This window comes from Methanocella sp., assembly GCF_035506375.1.
Taxonomy (GTDB): Archaea; Halobacteriota; Methanocellia; order Methanocellales; family Methanocellaceae; genus Methanocella.
In genome coordinates, this window is record NZ_DATJPM010000093.1 from 1 (window position 1) to 16,612 (window position 16,612).

The following is a 16,612-nucleotide window of genomic DNA, read 5'->3' on the forward strand; positions in this document are numbered from 1 at the left end:
GTCAAGGAAGAGAACCCGGCCTTCATCAAGGCGGGCGACCCGGCCATCGTGCTCGTAAGGCCCACCAGGCCCATGTGCATCGAGAAGGTCAAGGAGATCCCGCAGCTCGGCAGGTTCGCTATCCGTGATATGGGCCAGACCATCGCTGCCGGTGTCGTGATCGACATCACCCCGAGGTAAGGTTAATATAGAAGGATGGACTACTATGTCCGTCCTTTCATATTATTTAGGTGACATATCATGGCAGCACAAAAAGCAAGGATCAGGCTTTCCGGCACTTCTCCGACAAAGCTCGACGACGTTTGCGGTCAGGTAAAGAAGATCGCCGAAAAGACAGGCGTAAGCATTTCGGGACCTGTTCCTTTACCGACGAAGCGTCTGGTCGTACCGACCAGAAAGAGCCCGAGCGGCGAAGGCACGGCGACCTGGGAACACTGGGAAATGCGTGTGCATAAGAGGCTCATCGACATCGACGCCGACGAGCGTGCTCTCAGGCAGCTAATGCGCATCCAGGTGCCCAAGGACATTAACATCGAGATCGTCCTGAAAGATTAAACGTATCGTAGTCGAACATCATCATCGTAAAAACGTGTTCCGGACCATGAATTCGGAACGAGTAGAAAGGTTCATTGAGCCTTCCGACATCTCCTCCAATCATAGATGTAGTAGGGGTTCATTGAAAAATCCCTACCAAACTTGTTTTCATGTATTATCATCTTAGTCGTTGATCTTTGCTGCCTTTAGGCGCGAAAGCCCTAGCTGCTCAAGTAAGCTGTCAACGCTCATAGAGAAATCATGCTTTACGGCCAGTAAATGACTGATATCCTCATCACGAAGCTCATACGATATGGGTTTGTCTACCTGCTTATTATTCGTCGAGTACCACTCCGGCATGCCGATGTGCCATTGCCCGCCGTAGAAGCCAAGTGCGACTTTCTTTCCTAAACAGTAATTCTCTTTTACATAATCTAGCTGGCCTTTATAAATGCGTACTGGGATTATCTTATGGCCGTTCAGGACTAGTGCGAACTCTTCCGTAGAATACGGTAAAAAAGGCGTTATGAAGCCAACGATATCGCCTACGTCCACTTTTCCGCGGACGATGTTAACCATTTCGACGCTCCTGACTTATCTCTATAGATCATTTTATAGAACGGCGATGAAATAGGTATCCTATATATTTTACAGCACTTCTTATATATCCGGCATATACCTGGCGTATTATCGCTTGTTATTCAGCCCATTGTACAGCCATATTAAGAACAAGCCAGCATAGCTAAGCGTATTTTAAGAATATTTATGAGCCGGTGACCAATGGATTTTAAATATAAGTAGCGACTACAATGCCCTCATCTGATAAAGGTAGGTGTACTAGTGCAAAATGATGCGATCACCACTAAGCGGTCGATGATCCGCGGTAATGGTTTTATCGTCCCCTGCGTCCTGATGACGCCGGATGACCCTCTGGGCAGCGCCGTCGTCGTGCACGGCTACGGAGGATGCAAGGAAGAGCAGCTGGGCCTGGCCTGGCGCATCGCCGAGTCTGGCATCTGTGCCTGCGTTATCGATCTGAGGGGCCATGGCGACCACATGATGGCCATGGACGAGAACATCCTCGACGATGTCAATGCCGCCGTTAATTTCAGCAAGCATTATGGAAAGGTGGCTGTCGTAGGCCATTCCCTCGGCGGGCGCCTGGCCATGATCAGCGACGCGGGCTATGCTGTCGCGATATCTCCTGCCTTCGATAAGACATTCTCTCCCCAGACGCAGGAAATAATCAAGAATAATCGGGGCTATCGTGCGCGAGAAAATACTCCAGGCGCGAACTTCGAAATATTACAGAAGCTGCCCATGTGGCAGTACGGTGACAGCAAGCCCGTTACGCTGGTCTACGGCTCCCGGGACGTGCCCGAGATCGTGAAGGCCTGCGAGGAACAAAAAGAAAAAGGCGCCGACGTCGTCAAGATCGATCGGGCGATGCACCTCGATATTTTCAACAATGAGAAAACATTCGGCATCGTATCCTGTAAGCTGCGAGAATGGTTCTATAAGGACCAATAAGCTCTTTATAAAACCGTGTGCGGCCCTCTAGTGATCATCAGATCCTTCACTTTTTCGTCGAATTCTGCCGCCTCGTGCTCCCTGCCCAGCCTCCGCAGCGCTGCCGACTTATTATTCAGCGTGGTGATATCCTCGGGGTTGATATCAAGCGATTTATTCAGGCATTCCAGCGCCTCGCCATACTGGTTGAGCATCGCATAGCAGTAGCCCTTATTCGTCCATACCACGGCGACGCCCGGGTTGATGCGAAGCACCTCATCATAGCACTGGATGGCCTCGTTATAGAGGCGTATATCGGAGAGCACGACGCCCTTATTATACCAGGCTTTTGGATAGGCCCGGTCAAGGCCGATCGCGGTCTCATAGCACGCCAGGGCTTCCTTGAACTCGCCCAGATAATAGTGACAGTTACCTGCAACGCTCCATGCTTCCACGTGCTTCGCGTCGATATCGAGAGCCTCTTCGAGGTATCCGATGGCCGCCATGAGGTTGCCACGCTGGTAGTATAGAAGGCCTTTCAGGAACCAGGCATCCGGGCTCAGGGGATTAAGAGCCAGGGCCTTTTCGATGCACTCTAATGACCGGGAGAACGAGCCCATGCGGCTCAGGGCGCCGGCCTTACATAAGAGCATATTAACATCGTCGGGCCTGCCGGCCAGCAGCCCGTCGAATATTGCTGCGGACTCGTCATAGCGGCCGATGCTGGCGAACAGCATGCCATTAAATAGCCCGGGCGGATTTTCTCTCATATTTTTTGGCCTTCTCCATCATAAATGGTATTTTGTAGCGGGATTTAAAGATATCGTCGGCTCTATATTTGATGACGATCATACACTTCTTGGGGAGCTTTGCGGATGAAGGTCAGATGGTACCATGCTACGATCTTTGTGCTCGCTTTACTTTTACTCGGGGCTGTCGTCTTGCTAATGAGCGTGCCAGTAACCGATAGGGATACGCTCTACCAGGTCTCGGCGCTGGACTTGCTGGCGAACGGCTCATATGACGGCATTGCTACGGCGAACGACTTAAAAGCCCATGGCGACTTCGGCCTGGGCACGTTCGATGGCCTCAACGGCGAATTGGTCGAGCTGGACGGCACTATCTACCAGGTTACGTCCGACGGCCTCGTACATGTCGTGAACGGCACGGCTTCTATACCTTTTGCAGAAGTGACATATTTCGACGTGGACCGTAACGTCAGCCTCACAGGCCGATATAATTATTTTTCTCTCACGGCAAGCCTGGACGAAAGGTTGCCATCTTTGAATGAGTTTTATGCTATCCGAATACACGGTACGTTCCCGTACCTGAAGCTGCGCAGCCCTCCCGCCCAACAAAAGCCCTACCCGGTGTTATCGGAAGCGCTGAAAAACCAGTCGGTCTTCGAGAAGCACAACATCACGGGCACCATCGTTGGCATCTATACTCCGGCTTATGCAAGGGGAATGGGCTCGCCCGGCTATCATTTCCACTTTATTTCCGATGATCGGCAGTCGGGCGGGCACGTGGTCGATCTGCTGGGAGACGATATGACTGTGTCGCTTGATGAGACGCCCAGGTTCGAAATGACAATGGCGCCGGAACGGGTTTCAAACTGACGACCAGATACACATTCACTTCTTTTTTGCCTTCGGGGGCTTGGGTGGCAGGGACCTCGCATATTCCATCGAGCGCTTTATCCAGGGGTTGAAGGCAATGTCGTCTTTATACATCTCCGGCGGAACGATGATATATTCTTTCATGGGCCTCCCTTTGATCGGCGCGAAGGCCACAGCTCCTTTGTACTTTACTTTGAATTCTTCACGGTCGGCTTCCGATAGCCGTAAAAATACGCTATCCTCATGTACGCCCGTGACCATCTGGCCATTCACAAAATAGCAGGTGCTGCCGAACATTTTTTTAACATCCGTATGGAAGGGGCCCATCGTCTTTGCCTGTAGCTCCATAAGCTCCTGAGAGGGTTTTTTCCATTGCATAAAATGCCATAAGGCTGTGATATCAATAAGTTATTATTACTTTTCTATGGCATTGATAAGATCCAGAGGTGGCCATCACGGCCACCAACGGCTCATGTCTGGAATAGCTGATCGGTCTTCAATATCTTAGTGCCCGTCGAGTCCATGATCAGGTCCCACGCCATCCCTTCTCCGACTCTTACCTTCCATGCGCGCTCCCCATTATAGGCGAACGGCTGGACGCTCTTGATGCTGTCGGCGGTAATGGTGTAGTTCATGGGCTTGCCCGCAATGCTGGTGTAAGTCAGATTCGTGCCGATGAGCGTCTTATTGATATTTGCCAATGAGGCAGTACTCGACTTGCCCTGCGGTGCCATCACGGATATGAGCATTTGCGGATTCGGCAGGGACGACATCGATAGCTCCGCCGGGAAGCCGATCGACGTCAGGTTATTATCCCGACTCGAGACGCCATAGTTCGTAAACTTCACGAAGTCCCCGATGGAATCTAATATCTTACTCGCGTCACTGCTGCTCGAATTGTTAGACGGCTTTATGGCCGGGAATGAAAGCCCGGCGATACTGGCGGAAGCCGTAAATGTCGAGATTAATAAAAGTGCCATGGCTAAACAGAATAGGCTCCTTACCCTCATCTCTATACCCTCGACAGGAGATAGGAGATGCCAGCCTAAAAGGGTTATACGGTATATAAACGTATTGTACTAAATGCATAAACTCTTTTAGCGGATATTATGTCTGATTTTTACAAAAAATGCCGCTGCCAGGGACTTCATCCTGAACATGGGCTTTTCAAGCATTCTAAATAGTTCAGTTATAGCATGTCTAATTTTTGTTTATCACCAGGTCCTGGAGTATGTCTCCCCATAAGGTGACCTTTAATCTATGATACTGGATCGTCCAGTTGTGATTTGCGCTCTCTCCTGCGTATTCGGCTTCCTGGATGGCTAACACTGCATATGCATTATAAAACTCATCTCCATCTGATATGACGACTTCCAGTATCTTGTGCGGATAATCAATCGTCTGGTCAAGTTTTACTGCCACCAGGTCTTTTATTTCCTCGATGGATATTTCAGCATTCATGAGCCATTACCCCATTTTAAATATAATAACTGGTGCTGAGGCCTTTTCGCCCAATCGGCAATATCATTGAAAAAGTTTAATTATTATTTGCAATCACTTTCCGGCTCAACCAGCGGGCTATCATAGGGTACGAGACCATACATCGGAACAAAGTGGTCCCTTATGATATAGACCTTCCACTCGTTATGTAATTCATTCACGATATTCTCGATGGTCGCGATGCTCATATTAAGCGCATCAGCTATGTCTACGATCGAACGGTACGGGTGCTTGTACACGTAATCCAAGACAATGCTACTTTCAGTGTTCATTTTCTCTCCTATCAATGTATTGTTCGACAGGTATTTTATATTGATTTTGCATAGAAAATATATATTAGAATATAGGCTGCATGAACCTGGTATCTATTTTATTCTTATCGTAATTGACTATCAAGAAATAGCAAGGGATGTCCAGGCTCCCGGAGTCATTGGTAAAACGCCATTTTATAAAGCCGTTCTCTAACGATCATTCGACGATGACGGTCAGCTTATACGTCCTGTCGTAGGGGCCGTTATCGACCGAGCTCTTATAGCTGCCGAGGATGACCTGCGTCCCCGTTGCCACGGCCTGAATATCCCATTCCTGGGTGACCTCAAGGCTCGTAAGTCCCGAATCGCTGAAGAGGGAGCTTATCTTCGACGGCGCCAGGGCAAGCTCAGTGGTGATGTTCAGCCCTTTTGTGACCGTCAAATTCCAGATATATCCCTGGTCGATACGGGCGGGAAGTTCAAGGTGTATGGTGTCTCCGAGCTTGACTGTGATGGTATCTCCGTTGCTGGACTCGCCATAGCCGGTACCCGTAGAAGCTGTATCCTGTGCAAAATTATCCGCCACGGGCTGGAACATCTGGCTGTCTATGAGGCTCGAGATGCTGAAGGATTGTGGCAACGGGGACTGGAAAGATGTAGGGCCTGTCCCGGGGCTCATGCCCGGAAGAGCCTGGACCAGCGACGGAAAATTCTCCGGGGAATTCAGCGAAGATAACGCGTCCAGGGAGTTGATCGCCGAATCGCCGCTAAATGGCGTCGAGTCTATCAGCGATGCAGGAAAGCCAAAGGACGATAGCCCGCTAAATGACGGCATTAGGCTTATACTGGCGCTGGCGCACGTCGAACATATGAGGGCCGTGACCACGAAACAAACAAATGCAGAAATCCTCGCTCTCATTTCCCTCAAGGCTGTATTCTACTCGCCTGAATAAAAAGTAAATACGATATAATACCAGACTTTTACTATAAATCCGCCAAATTAATTGGATTAATATTTAGCCTGCTGCCGACTGAACTATATTTAATAGTTGAGGTGAGGGTAGTCATGAGAAAGATAAAGCTTTGTATCGCAGCGCTGCTGGCGGTCGCCATTCTTGTCTCCGTCGGATATACGGCCACGGCAAGTATGTTCACGGCTCCGACTTTTTCGATAGGCAAGACCGGGTTCAGCCAGATTTCTCCGTCCGAGATAGGCAAGTCATCGATCATTTTTGCACCGAGCACGAATGACCTGTTCTCAGGCGGATTCCTTACGACGCACGTGAAGCCGAAGCTGCTCACGAGTAACTGGGCGTCGAGCATGAAGACATCGCAGGTCAACCAGATGTTCGCCATGATGCTGAACGGGCTCGGCAGCAAGAGTTTAAGCTGAATTTAATTTGCTCACTAAGTGCCCGTTGTTACTTAAAAAATAAAAACGTTTTATCTTTTTACCGGTGTTGCAACCTGCGCCAGGGGCGTCGTGAGCGATTCCTGCTCGATGCGGTAGAAGAATATGTAGTATAGCGACGCAGAGCAGATGTACGTCACGCAGGTCACCATGAAAGGCAGCACATAGTTGGAGCCGGCCATCATGATGCCGCTCAGGTAGGCGCTCAGCGCCTGGCACAGGTACCACGACATGGACGTGAGGCTGCTCACGGTGGCACGCTGGTCGTCGGAGACCAGCTCCATATTGAAGTTATTAATGGCCGGGTTGGCCATGTTCATGAGCGTCATCCGCATGATGTAGGCGAAAGCCGCCACGTAGATGTTCGTCGTTAAGGCCAGGATGATGAGGAACGGTATCGACGCGAGCTCCGTGAAGGCAATGGTCTTTATTTTACCGAAGCGCGTCACCGCGAGCGGTATAAGTATAAGGCCGAACGCCATGACCAGCTCGCCCGTCGAATAGATAAAGCCGATCTGGTCTGTGGTAGCCGAGATCCAGTTGTGGAAGTACACGTTGAAGAATGGGACGATCATGCCGGCCCCGATGCCCACCAGGCCGTTGATGACGATGAGCTTTTGCACTTTGGCGGAGCGGATAGCCGAGCCCAGCACTGTGAACCGCTTATGAGGCTTAGGCTTTCTCATCGGCTCGTTCATAGATAATACCGGTATCGCCGACAGCGCGATGACAGCCAGCGACAGGAAGAGCGTATACCGGTATATATCGGGCCCCAGCGGGTCAACGCCGATCATCCGGAGGGCGGTCGGCGCCATGCCGCCCGCCAGGCAGCCGATGATATAGGCGACCTGCGATAGTGCCGAGTTCATGGAGAACAGGTACATGCGCTCTTCATGCGACGAGTTCTCCATCAGGAAAGGCGAGCCGGCCACAGTATAGAACGCCGTGCCGATACCGTATAAGGCGCTGATGACGAGAAGCCAGTCCAGCGAGGTTATGGTATATAGAAGCAACAGCGAAACCGTCGTAATGGCGATCCCGACAAGAAGGGTGTTCTTCCTCCCCAGCCTATCGCATATGGTCGCGACCGGCAGGGCCGCCAGGCCCGTCGAAATGAACGTGATGGACAGCATCAGACCTAAAAGGTCCTCCCGGAAGCCCAGCCTCAGGATGTATAAGTTAAAAATAACGCTGTATATGCCCAGGTGTATAGACAGCAGAAAAAAATAAGCTATGTATGATCGGGCGTTGTGGCTGAAGTGCCGGATATTTGACAGGTAGCCGCTTATGGCCGGTATGCTTGACAATTGTGTACACTCGTTTTTATGCCCTGCTCTTATATGTCCTGCCAGCTGAATAGCTCGTTGGCGATCAGTAATAAAATGCCGGTGAACGCCAGCAGTATGACTACGTTACCCCATAATGGCAGGCCGGATTTATACGCTGTGCCTGAGAGCAGAGGCGAAACGATATCATGGCTGATAGGATCTATCCAGATCAGGAGCTTCGCATATATCGGGTACTGTGAGAATGTATCCCCCAACATGATCATATTCTGGCCCGCCATGGAGAGAGATCCAATGACGGTGCCGATCGTGTCGGAGAAGAACAGCGCCACCCAGGCGATGATGCCACCCAGGATGGATATGAGCGGGTTTTTAGTAACTGTCGAGATCAGTATGCCGAGCGCCACGTAAACGGCGAACAGGATGACCATGAAAACGATGACCAGCACGGCGTTTAATACGTCCGTGCCGGAGGGTACCATGCCCGCGGCGACCGCTGTCAGGACATAGGCGATGATCGAGCCGGCCGCATAGAAGAACGATACGACTCCGAGGCAGCCGAAGAATTTACCCATGATTACGGTGCTCCGTTCCACCGGCTTCGATAAAAGCTGATATATCGTCCTGTCCTTCCTTTCCCCCGAAATCGTGTCGGCCGTGATAATGACTGCCAGCAGCACCAGGATAATGTTCAAGAGGTCCATCGTACCAAGAACCTGTGAAGGCTGGAAGCCTGATAAAGCCCCAATGCTCCTCTCATAGTTCAGGCTCATGATCGTGATGCCCAGGATGGCGAGCGCCATGACCGTATACAATATACCGATCATGATAAAGCGCTTTGACTTGATGTATTCGTTGAATTCCTTGACCGCGATGGTCAGGATGTTATTGAATTCTTCCTGTACGGCCATGCTCAGCCCTCCACGTTGCCTTCGGCGGTCACTTTCAGGAACGCATCCTCGAGCGTTGGCATCTTCTCTCTGATCCCGCGCACCCGGCAGCCTGCGCCGACCAGCGTGATGTTAATATCTTCAGCCAGCGCCGGGTTATCCACCATGACGTCGATGAACCCGTTATTCCTGGTCACGCCTCCGACGCCTTTGATCTTTTTCACCAGCTCCAGCTGGCTGTCCTCGAACTTCGGGGCCGCTATCTCGATCACGGCCATGTTCCCTTCCGTGCTTCGGAGGAACTCCTCGATAGGCCGCTCGACGATGAGCTGCCCTTTCTTTACGATGCCGACCACATCGCTGATGTCCTGCACCTCGTGGAGAATATGGGATGATAAGAAGATTGTGACGTTCTCGCCCTTCAGCTTTTTAATGACCTCCCGAATGTCGTGGGAGCCCTGGGGGTCGAGGCCCGTCGTCGGCTCATCGAGGATGAGAAGCTTCGGCTTCCCCAATAATGCCACCGCGATGCCCAGACGCTGGCGCATGCCGTGCGAATAGGTGCCGACCCGGTCGTTGCCACGGCCTTCGAGGCCCACCGTCCCGAGCAGCTCTTCAATGCGGCCGTCCAGGTCTTCGACGCCGACGAGCTTGCCGAAAAACTCGAGGTTACCCTTACCGCTCAGGTCGTCGTAGAACGCCGGCCGCTCGGGCAGATACCCGGTGATCTTCCGAATTTCCCTGTGCTGTGCCTTAATGTCGAAGCCCATGATGCTGGCCGTGCCGGCCGTGGGCTTTATGAAACCCATGAGCATGTTGATGGTGGTGGATTTTCCAGCGCCGTTCGGGCCGAGGAATCCATAGACGATCCCCGGCTTGACTGTCAGGTTTAGGTCCTTTACGGCGACGAGGTCGCCGTAGTTCCTGGTTAAGCCATGCGTCTCGATCGCGTTCATATATTGGCCTTCGTGAAATTTATGTCATTACATCAGGCTTTTCCCATATAAATAGTCATTCGGCATGGTCTCGCCAAGACCTTCTATAATATTTATTGTGTTGGTTTAGTCTTGTATGTCGTGCACTTCTCCGGCTTCGCGGGCTTAAAACGGGTCACCCCAATATACGACAGCTATTATTCAACACAGCAAATTTTAATAACGCCTTCGTGTCACTTCAGGCCCGCTTCGAGTAACTTCGTGGCTGAAATCGTCTTTGTGTAACTTACCTATTTCGAGTGCAAGGAGATATCTATTAATCATTTTATTGCGTCCGGATGAGGCGCATTCCGTTGAGGATGACGATGAGCGAGGTGCCCATGTCGGCGAACACGGCCATCCACAGGTCGGCCATGCCCAATACCGCCAGTACGATGAAGACCGCCTTGATGGCAATGGCGAATACGACGTTCTCCTTTATGATGGTCAGCGTATGCCTGCCCAGCCTGATCGTATAGTCCACCTTCGTCAGGTCGTTGGACATGAGAGCTATGTCCGCCGTTTCCAGCGCCGTGTCCGAGCCCGTGGCGCCCATGGCGATGCCTACGTTCGAGGCGGCCAGGGCGGGAGCGTCGTTGATGCCGTCGCCCACCATGATGACGTTTCCATGAGCCTTGCGGATGCCTTTGACGATGCTCGCCTTATCCTCGGGCAGCAATTCCCCGAAGTATCCGTCCAGGCCGATGTCGCCCGCGATTGCTTTGGCCATACGGTTATTGTCGCCGGTCAGCATGACGACCTCCTTGAGGCCCGTTTTGTGCAGGTCATCCACGAGTTTCCGGCTTTCCGGCCTTATCTCATCCGAGACTGTGATGACTGCCAGCACCGTATGGTCCTTTCCCAGGACCAGGGGCGTCTTACCGGCTTCCTGGACCCTGTCTACGGTCTTTTGTACATCCTCGCTCACCGCGCTGAACATCTTGAGGTTCCCGATGCTGTATTCTACCCCGTCGATCTTTCCCTTGACGCCTTTACCGGTGATAGACTCGAAATCGGTCACGGCGACTGGCGCTCTCCCGTGGTTCGCACGGATGACGGCCGCCGCGAGCGGGTGCTCCGACCGGGACTCGAGTGAAGCGGCTATGTCCAATATCTCCTGGTCTCCGAGCGAGTCGAACTGGATTATGCTGGAAACAGACGGCCTGCCCATGGTCAGCGTCCCGGTCTTATCGAAAGCGATGGCTCTGGCCCTCCCGATCTCCTCTAAATAGGTGCCGCCCTTAATGAGCACGCCGTTCCGGGAGGCGCTGCCTATAGCCGATACGATGGATACGGGCGTGGATATGACGAGCGCGCAGGGACAGGATATAACCAGCAGAACCAGGCCTCGATAAAGCCACTCGTAGAAAGGCTGGCCCAGGAGTGCCGGTATTATGGCGACGCACGCCGCCAGCAGTATCACCGCCGGCGTATAGTACTTCGTAAACTGGTCGATGAATACCTGTGAAGGCGCCCTCCGGACCTGCGCCTCCTCGACCATGTGGATGATCTTGCTGAGCGTATTGTCTTTCGCCAGCCGTGTGACTTTTATTTCGAGGGCCCCGTTCTCGTTTATCGTGCCCGCGTAGACGACGCTGCCGGGCGACTTTTCGACGGGCATGGACTCGCCCGTGATGGGCGCCTGGTTCACGTATGACGACCCTGTGGCGACCTCGCCGTCCATGGATATCTTCTCTCCCGGCTTCACGACGATGACATCGCCCACGTTTATCAGTGCCGTGTTGAGCCTGACCTCGCCGCCATTTCTTTTTACCGTGGCCTCTTTAGGCGAAAGCGAGATGAGCTCCTTGATGGAGTTGCGCGTCTTATCGAGCGTGTACGATTGCAAGGCGTTGCCCAGGGCAAACAGCACGACGACGGTGGCTCCTTCTTCCCACTGGCCGATGGCCATGGCGCCGATTATCGCGATGGTCATTAGCAGGTTCATGTCTGCCGTCATGGTCCTTAGCGAATAGATGGCGCTCTTCGCGATGTGTGATCCGCCCACTACGATGGCCATGAAGTATAGAAGTACCGGCACATACGAAGGCACGCTCAAATGGCCCGCGATGAAGCCGGCGACCGTTAAGAGGCCCGATACGACGGTAATAATGACCGGCCTGTAGCGGGAGTAAAATGACCTTTTTTCCTTAGTCCCAGACACTTTTATCGTGTAGCCGATGTCGCGTGCGGCCGAGATGATGTCCTCGACCGGGCAAGTGTGCTCGACCGTAAGCTTGCCGACCGCAAAATTGAGCGAAGCCCGTATGACGCCGGGCGTCAGGGCGATGGCCTTTTCGAATTTATTTGCGCAGTCGATGCAGTCCAGCTCATAGACGTCAAACTCGGTGACCCGGAATGTGTCCGCGGCCACGTGGTATCCGGACTGCTCGATAGCGTCCAGCAGGTCCGATGCCGCTCCGCCATGCTCTATCTTCAGCGTGGACGTGCCGAAGTTGAACGTCGCCGACCTGACCCCGGGTATCTTCGAGATGCGCCGCTCCAGCTTTTGGGCGCAGTCGGCGCAGTCCATGTTATCGATCTTAAAGTCCGTCTCCCTGACGGGCCCCTGCCCTTCGGGCTCGATGCGGCAGACCTTACATTCGGTCTCCCCGGCTTCGTCGTGGCACTCGACCTCTTCCTGGCACTCATCACAGCTACATTTCTCCTCGTGGCATTCCTCTTCCTCGTGGCATGAGCCGCAGTTGCATGTTTCTTTTTTATGCTCCATCGTGGGACCGCCTAGCCGTGCCTGGCGTGTTCCAGGCCCTCGTTGAAGAGCTCGAGCACGTGCTCGTCGTCTAAAGAATAGATGGCTTCCTTGCCCTGTTTTCGAAATTTTACCACGCGCATGTTCCGTAATATGCGTAGCTGGTGAGAAATGGCGGAATGTTCCATGCCCAGGGCGGCGGCGATGTCGCAGACGCACATCTCGCCCGAGGAGAGGGCATGGATGATCTTGAGCCGGGTGGGATCGCCCATGACCTTGAAAATATCCGACAGGCGGATGATGGTGTTGCCTTCCAGCTCCTTTGCCCTTGTTCTAGCCCGGTCGACGGCGTCTGCATGGATGATGCAGGCTTCGCAGTCGTCTTTTTGGTTTACGGTCTCCATCGATGTCCAGCTCCTTTAAATGAACGTGTGAATAATCATTCACATGTATTTGTTGAACATAGATATACATTTCGATTGAGGCCAGTGCATTATCCGAAAAAGCGCATGTTCATACGAGATTAAAATATTCGTTTATCTTCCACCTTAGCGCCATGGGCATGTAAAACAATTTTACCGCCATGGACGCGGATCCAAGGCTCCCGATGAGCTCCCTCTTATCGGCGTTCATCTCCCCGGCCTCGACCATGGAAAAGCGTATATGGTATATCATCCCCATGAAAAAGAAGAACCCGATCCCCGCGTAAAATAGGCCGATCGGCAAGCTGGAATCGACCAGAAGGTCAATTGGAATGAATCTGATCACCAGTATCGTGGACATGGATATGAGGCCGGCGACCAGTAATGCGATACCTGTGACGATGTTCTTATACGGGTAATTGCGATATAGCGCCGCATTCATTGCTATGAGCCAGATGCAGTACAGGCACGTCACCGATAAGATCACTGCATTCTGGGATACCACCCCGTAAAAGATAATGAGGATGAGTGGAAGACGTAAAAAGAATCTGGTGGCCTCTTTTTTCATATCGATCTTGCCACCGGGCGTAGCCTCGGCCGACGTTACCTTCAGCCCGTCCTTGCCCAGCTGCATCCTGATGTCTTTGACATAATACCGCTTTACCTTGCGGCCGTTTTCAGACTCCCACCGGCCTTCGACGATATCGTGCTCTTCCATCGCTTTTAAACGGCGCACGATGAACGGCTCGCTGAGCCCCATCTCACCGGCGAGTTCCCGCGGATAAAACGGCTTCACCTTGAGCTTCTCAAGTATGCGCAGGTTTGACTCGTTGTTGAGGACGGCGGCGATATTCTTCGAAGGCACAATTCATACTAATTGAGAGGTCGGGATAAATATCTTTGCTCGCCCCTGCCTCCTGCGGCGCCGGTGCGGCGTCTCTTCGCGCCGCATCTTCGACCCCTTGAAATTCATTGATAAATCCGGTTAATTTTACCCTGGTCAATGGGTTGCAATCGATTTTTTCGCGAATAAACTTGACGGTTCAAGACAGTTCACCGGCCTCTATGTATGCCGTATTGACCATTGACCGTCAATGGTTAATGGCATTCGGTCAAAATTTTTCTTAAATACCCTCGGGTCCAATGGGCGTTATGGCAGAAGTGCCAGGACATCACATGATAGAGATTGAAAGACTCACAAAAATGTACGATGCAACTCACGGGATCAGGGAGATCGACCTTACCGTCAATAGGGGCGTATCGCTCGGGCTGCTCGGCAGAAATGGTGCCGGTAAGACGACTCTCGTCAGGACGCTCATCGGATTGCTGAAGCCTAACTCGGGAAAAGCCATCGTCAATGGCATTGATGTTTCATCGGACCCGGTTTCAGTCCGAAAGGTCATTGGATACCTTCCTGAAGTTTTCGGCCTGTACAACGACATGACGGTCTATAATACGCTCGACTATACGGGTCGACTGCACCGTATCGAAGCCCGGGACAGGAGCGACCGGATCGAGTATCTCCTCGACCGCCTGGAGCTGACCGAGATCAAGAACATGAAGACCGGAGCGCTCTCTAAAGGCCTGAGGCAGAAGGTGGGCTTCGCCCGGGCATTGGTTAACGACCCGCAGGTCGTCTTTCTGGACGAGCCTACGTCGGGCCTGGACCCGATCGCCGCCCGGGGCATCGAGAGTCTCATCGCCGAGCTGAAGAAGGATGGCAAGACCCTGCTCATCACGTCGCATATAATGCCCGAAGCGGAAAAGATGTGCGACTGCGTGGCCTTGATAAAGGACGGCCGGCTCATCGCCTCCGGCAAAATATCGGACATCAAGAAAAAATACTCGGAGCCCGCCGTTATTGTCCGTTTGCAGGACCCGGCGAGCGCCGGACAGGCGGCAACGATGCTTAGAGCGATGCTTCCGGGCGTCGAAGCCACGGACAGCACGGTCACCATCCACGGCGCAGACCCGGATAAGACGACGCTGATGATCAACCGGAAGCTGTTCGAGGCGAACATCCCGGTACTGGAGATCCGCCGCCAGGAATCGAGCCTGGACGATGTGTACTTCAAGGCGATGGAGGCGTAAAACATGGCCGACCCGCTATTCGAGATCATGAAAAAGGAGCTCACCTCCTACTACAGCCAGATGGGCACCATCTTCAGGAACGGTATATTCCTGGTCTTATTCGGAGCACTCACAATCTACCAGTTGACGCAGGTGGTCGCCCGTTACGGCCCGACGGCGCAGATCATCGCGGCCGGCCTCGACGTCTTACTCGCCCTGGCCGCCTTCTTCCCGGTGAACATGGCGGGCGGTATTTCAGTCATGGCGTTCCCCGTGGAGCGTGACCAGAAGACACTGGAGCACCTGCTGTCGCTGCCGCTGTCGGACCGCCAGATCTTCCTCGGCAAGTTCATCGCCGCCGCCATCGCGGGCATCGCCGGCATGGCGTTAATGTATGTGGTCATCTTCGGCTTCATAACACTGAATTATAGTATCACCCCATCCGCCATCCTTTCCGATGGCTCGCTGGACCTGATGGCTTTCGCCATATGCCCGATGCTGGTGATACTGCTCATCCTGGTGACTGTGATCGTGTCGAGCCGCGTATCGGCGAGGGAAACATACATCGTGAATATCTTCTCGGTGTTCGTACTCATGGGCTTGAACATCGCCGTATCCACGCTGAACATCGATACGATGATGTTCAATACGGCGCTCGCCATCCTGCTCGTGCCCGCCATCCTGGTATCATATGTGATCGGGACGAGGACGTTCAACCGGGAAAGCCTGATCAAGAACCTGTAAATATTTAATAGCTGGCGGCTATATCCTCGAGCCGCCACATTTTTTGGAAAAACGGAAAGCTTTATATTCGAGAAATACCTTTAAGATTCTGCTTTACGCAACATATTATGGTTTGCGTCAGGCATTTCAGCAATTTTTCAACCCTTTATGCGGGGGTTGCCCAGACAGGTCAAAGGCGTAGGATTGAGGGTCCTATTCCGTAGGGATTCGCGAGTTCAAATCTCGTCCCCCGCACCATCTAGAATTACATGGTTTTATTCTTCGCGGTCCGACGCCCGCCTGATGGCGGGCTACTCTGTCTTTTCGGGTGCTCCACCGCCGGGGCCGCGCTTGCACCCTCGGCGCCGTGCTTCGCACGTGCCTCCGCAAGCGCTAAGCAGCGTTTTACCCTTCGGAAAACTGTTAAATTGGGTTTATATAGGACTTATTTAAAAAAACAGGGTATTTTTTCTAATATAGTTGGTTAATAGAAGTTATAATACTGGGTATTTTACATTATAATTTAAGGTGTTTGTAGATATAAAAAGTTAATATAAATAAACAATTATATTACTATTCTACAACCATAAGTGAGACATTTTATATCGCAATATTGGCTCATTCACGTAATCCAAACATTTTGCCACAGATACAATATTTTAAAAATAAGTCACTTCTCCACCGCCGGTAGCATGACCACGAACCTGGCGCCC

Annotated in this window: 21 protein-coding genes and 1 tRNA gene; 9 read left to right on the forward strand and 13 right to left on the reverse strand. The window is 52.3% G+C overall.

The genetic code is table 11. The annotated features are described in order from the left end of the window. Nucleotides 1-180, forward strand: a 180-nt coding sequence (locus VMC84_RS12530; protein ID WP_414676447.1) for an elongation factor 1-alpha C-terminal domain-related protein, incomplete at its 5' end; no start/stop codon positions are given. A 60-nt stretch (nucleotides 181-240) separates the two neighbouring features. Continuing rightward, nucleotides 241-555: a 30S ribosomal protein S10 gene (gene rpsJ / locus VMC84_RS12535; protein WP_012899977.1), complete on the forward strand. Its 315-nt coding sequence runs from the start codon at nucleotides 241-243 to the stop codon at nucleotides 553-555. 162 nt (nucleotides 556-717) lie between these two features. Here rpsJ and VMC84_RS12540 read toward each other — a convergent pair whose 3' ends face one another. Continuing rightward, nucleotides 718-1,113 carry a hypothetical protein gene (locus VMC84_RS12540; protein ID WP_325381162.1) on the reverse strand — a complete coding sequence of 132 codons (396 nt, stop codon included), beginning with the start codon at nucleotides 1,111-1,113 and terminating at the stop codon, nucleotides 718-720. Nucleotides 1,114-1,374: 261 nt separating this feature from the next. Between VMC84_RS12540 and VMC84_RS12545 the strand changes: the two genes are divergently transcribed. Further along, entirely contained in the window at nucleotides 1,375-2,064 is a 690-nt protein-coding gene (locus VMC84_RS12545; protein ID WP_325381164.1) for an alpha/beta hydrolase, read from the forward strand. A gap of 5 nt (nucleotides 2,065-2,069) precedes the next feature. Here VMC84_RS12545 and VMC84_RS12550 read toward each other — a convergent pair whose 3' ends face one another. Beyond that, the gene (locus VMC84_RS12550) at nucleotides 2,070-2,813 is read right to left on the reverse strand and encodes a tetratricopeptide repeat protein (protein WP_325381166.1); all 744 of its coding nucleotides are present in this window, start codon (nucleotides 2,811-2,813) and stop codon (nucleotides 2,070-2,072) included. A 105-nt stretch (nucleotides 2,814-2,918) separates the two neighbouring features. On the opposite strand from VMC84_RS12550, the gene budA reads away from it, so the two are divergent. Beyond that, nucleotides 2,919-3,662, forward strand: a complete 744-nt coding sequence (budA, locus tag VMC84_RS12555) for an acetolactate decarboxylase (RefSeq protein ID WP_325381168.1) — start codon at nucleotides 2,919-2,921, stop codon at nucleotides 3,660-3,662. 15 nt (nucleotides 3,663-3,677) lie between these two features. Here budA and VMC84_RS12560 read toward each other — a convergent pair whose 3' ends face one another. The 5 genes from VMC84_RS12560 to VMC84_RS12580 all read right to left on the reverse strand — a co-directional run bounded on the left by VMC84_RS12560 (nucleotide 3,678) and on the right by VMC84_RS12580 (nucleotide 6,011). Further along, nucleotides 3,678-4,010, reverse strand: coding sequence for a TfoX/Sxy family protein (locus VMC84_RS12560; RefSeq protein ID WP_325381170.1), 333 nt, complete (start codon nucleotides 4,008-4,010; stop codon nucleotides 3,678-3,680). A 122-nt stretch (nucleotides 4,011-4,132) separates the two neighbouring features. Beyond that, nucleotides 4,133-4,642 carry a hypothetical protein gene (locus tag VMC84_RS12565; RefSeq protein WP_325381172.1) on the reverse strand — a complete coding sequence of 170 codons (510 nt, stop codon included), beginning with the start codon at nucleotides 4,640-4,642 and terminating at the stop codon, nucleotides 4,133-4,135. Nucleotides 4,643-4,862: 220 nt separating this feature from the next. Then, nucleotides 4,863-5,123, reverse strand: coding sequence for a hypothetical protein (locus VMC84_RS12570; RefSeq protein WP_325381173.1), 261 nt, complete (start codon nucleotides 5,121-5,123; stop codon nucleotides 4,863-4,865). A gap of 83 nt (nucleotides 5,124-5,206) precedes the next feature. Next, nucleotides 5,207-5,434 (reverse strand): helix-turn-helix domain-containing protein, encoded by a 228-nt coding sequence (locus tag VMC84_RS12575; protein ID WP_325381175.1) that lies wholly within the window; start codon nucleotides 5,432-5,434, stop codon nucleotides 5,207-5,209. A gap of 196 nt (nucleotides 5,435-5,630) precedes the next feature. Beyond that, a complete protein-coding gene (locus VMC84_RS12580; RefSeq protein ID WP_325381176.1) occupies nucleotides 5,631-6,011 on the reverse strand; it encodes a protease inhibitor I42 family protein in 381 nt (126 codons plus the stop codon). Between the two features lie 10 nt (nucleotides 6,012-6,021). Here VMC84_RS12580 and VMC84_RS12585 point away from each other — a divergent pair, with 10 nt between their 5' ends. Together VMC84_RS12585 and VMC84_RS12590 are read left to right on the forward strand one after the other, a co-directional pair. Then, a complete protein-coding gene (locus VMC84_RS12585; protein WP_325381178.1) occupies nucleotides 6,022-6,366 on the forward strand; it encodes a hypothetical protein in 345 nt (114 codons plus the stop codon). 113 nt (nucleotides 6,367-6,479) lie between these two features. Next, nucleotides 6,480-6,806 (forward strand): hypothetical protein, encoded by a 327-nt coding sequence (locus tag VMC84_RS12590; protein WP_325381179.1) that lies wholly within the window; start codon nucleotides 6,480-6,482, stop codon nucleotides 6,804-6,806. Nucleotides 6,807-6,856: 50 nt separating this feature from the next. On the opposite strand, the gene VMC84_RS12595 is transcribed toward VMC84_RS12590, so the two are convergent. The 6 genes from VMC84_RS12595 to VMC84_RS12620 form a co-directional block, all read right to left on the reverse strand. Beyond that, nucleotides 6,857-8,131 (reverse strand): MFS transporter, encoded by a 1,275-nt coding sequence (locus VMC84_RS12595; RefSeq protein WP_325381181.1) that lies wholly within the window; start codon nucleotides 8,129-8,131, stop codon nucleotides 6,857-6,859. Nucleotides 8,132-8,160: 29 nt separating this feature from the next. Beyond that, nucleotides 8,161-9,021 carry an ABC transporter permease gene (locus VMC84_RS12600; protein WP_325381183.1) on the reverse strand — a complete coding sequence of 287 codons (861 nt, stop codon included), beginning with the start codon at nucleotides 9,019-9,021 and terminating at the stop codon, nucleotides 8,161-8,163. A gap of 2 nt (nucleotides 9,022-9,023) precedes the next feature. Continuing rightward, entirely contained in the window at nucleotides 9,024-9,956 is a 933-nt protein-coding gene (locus VMC84_RS12605) for an ABC transporter ATP-binding protein (protein ID WP_325381184.1), read from the reverse strand. Between the two features lie 304 nt (nucleotides 9,957-10,260). Beyond that, nucleotides 10,261-12,705 (reverse strand): heavy metal translocating P-type ATPase, encoded by a 2,445-nt coding sequence (locus tag VMC84_RS12610; protein WP_325381185.1) that lies wholly within the window; start codon nucleotides 12,703-12,705, stop codon nucleotides 10,261-10,263. Between the two features lie 11 nt (nucleotides 12,706-12,716). Further along, nucleotides 12,717-13,088, reverse strand: coding sequence for a metalloregulator ArsR/SmtB family transcription factor (locus VMC84_RS12615; protein ID WP_325381187.1), 372 nt, complete (start codon nucleotides 13,086-13,088; stop codon nucleotides 12,717-12,719). Nucleotides 13,089-13,197: 109 nt separating this feature from the next. Next, a complete protein-coding gene (locus VMC84_RS12620; RefSeq protein WP_325381189.1) occupies nucleotides 13,198-13,971 on the reverse strand; it encodes a winged helix-turn-helix domain-containing protein in 774 nt (257 codons plus the stop codon). Nucleotides 13,972-14,258: 287 nt separating this feature from the next. Between VMC84_RS12620 and VMC84_RS12625 the strand changes: the two genes are divergently transcribed. The 3 genes from VMC84_RS12625 to VMC84_RS12635 all read left to right on the forward strand — a co-directional run bounded on the left by VMC84_RS12625 (nucleotide 14,259) and on the right by VMC84_RS12635 (nucleotide 16,157). Continuing rightward, the gene (locus VMC84_RS12625) at nucleotides 14,259-15,197 is read left to right on the forward strand and encodes an ABC transporter ATP-binding protein (protein WP_325381191.1); all 939 of its coding nucleotides are present in this window, start codon (nucleotides 14,259-14,261) and stop codon (nucleotides 15,195-15,197) included. A gap of 3 nt (nucleotides 15,198-15,200) precedes the next feature. Continuing rightward, the gene (locus VMC84_RS12630) at nucleotides 15,201-15,920 is read left to right on the forward strand and encodes an ABC transporter permease subunit (RefSeq protein WP_325381193.1); all 720 of its coding nucleotides are present in this window, start codon (nucleotides 15,201-15,203) and stop codon (nucleotides 15,918-15,920) included. A 149-nt stretch (nucleotides 15,921-16,069) separates the two neighbouring features. Then, nucleotides 16,070-16,157: transfer RNA gene (locus tag VMC84_RS12635), tRNA-Leu, on the forward strand. Nucleotides 16,158-16,612: the final 455 nt, after the last annotated feature.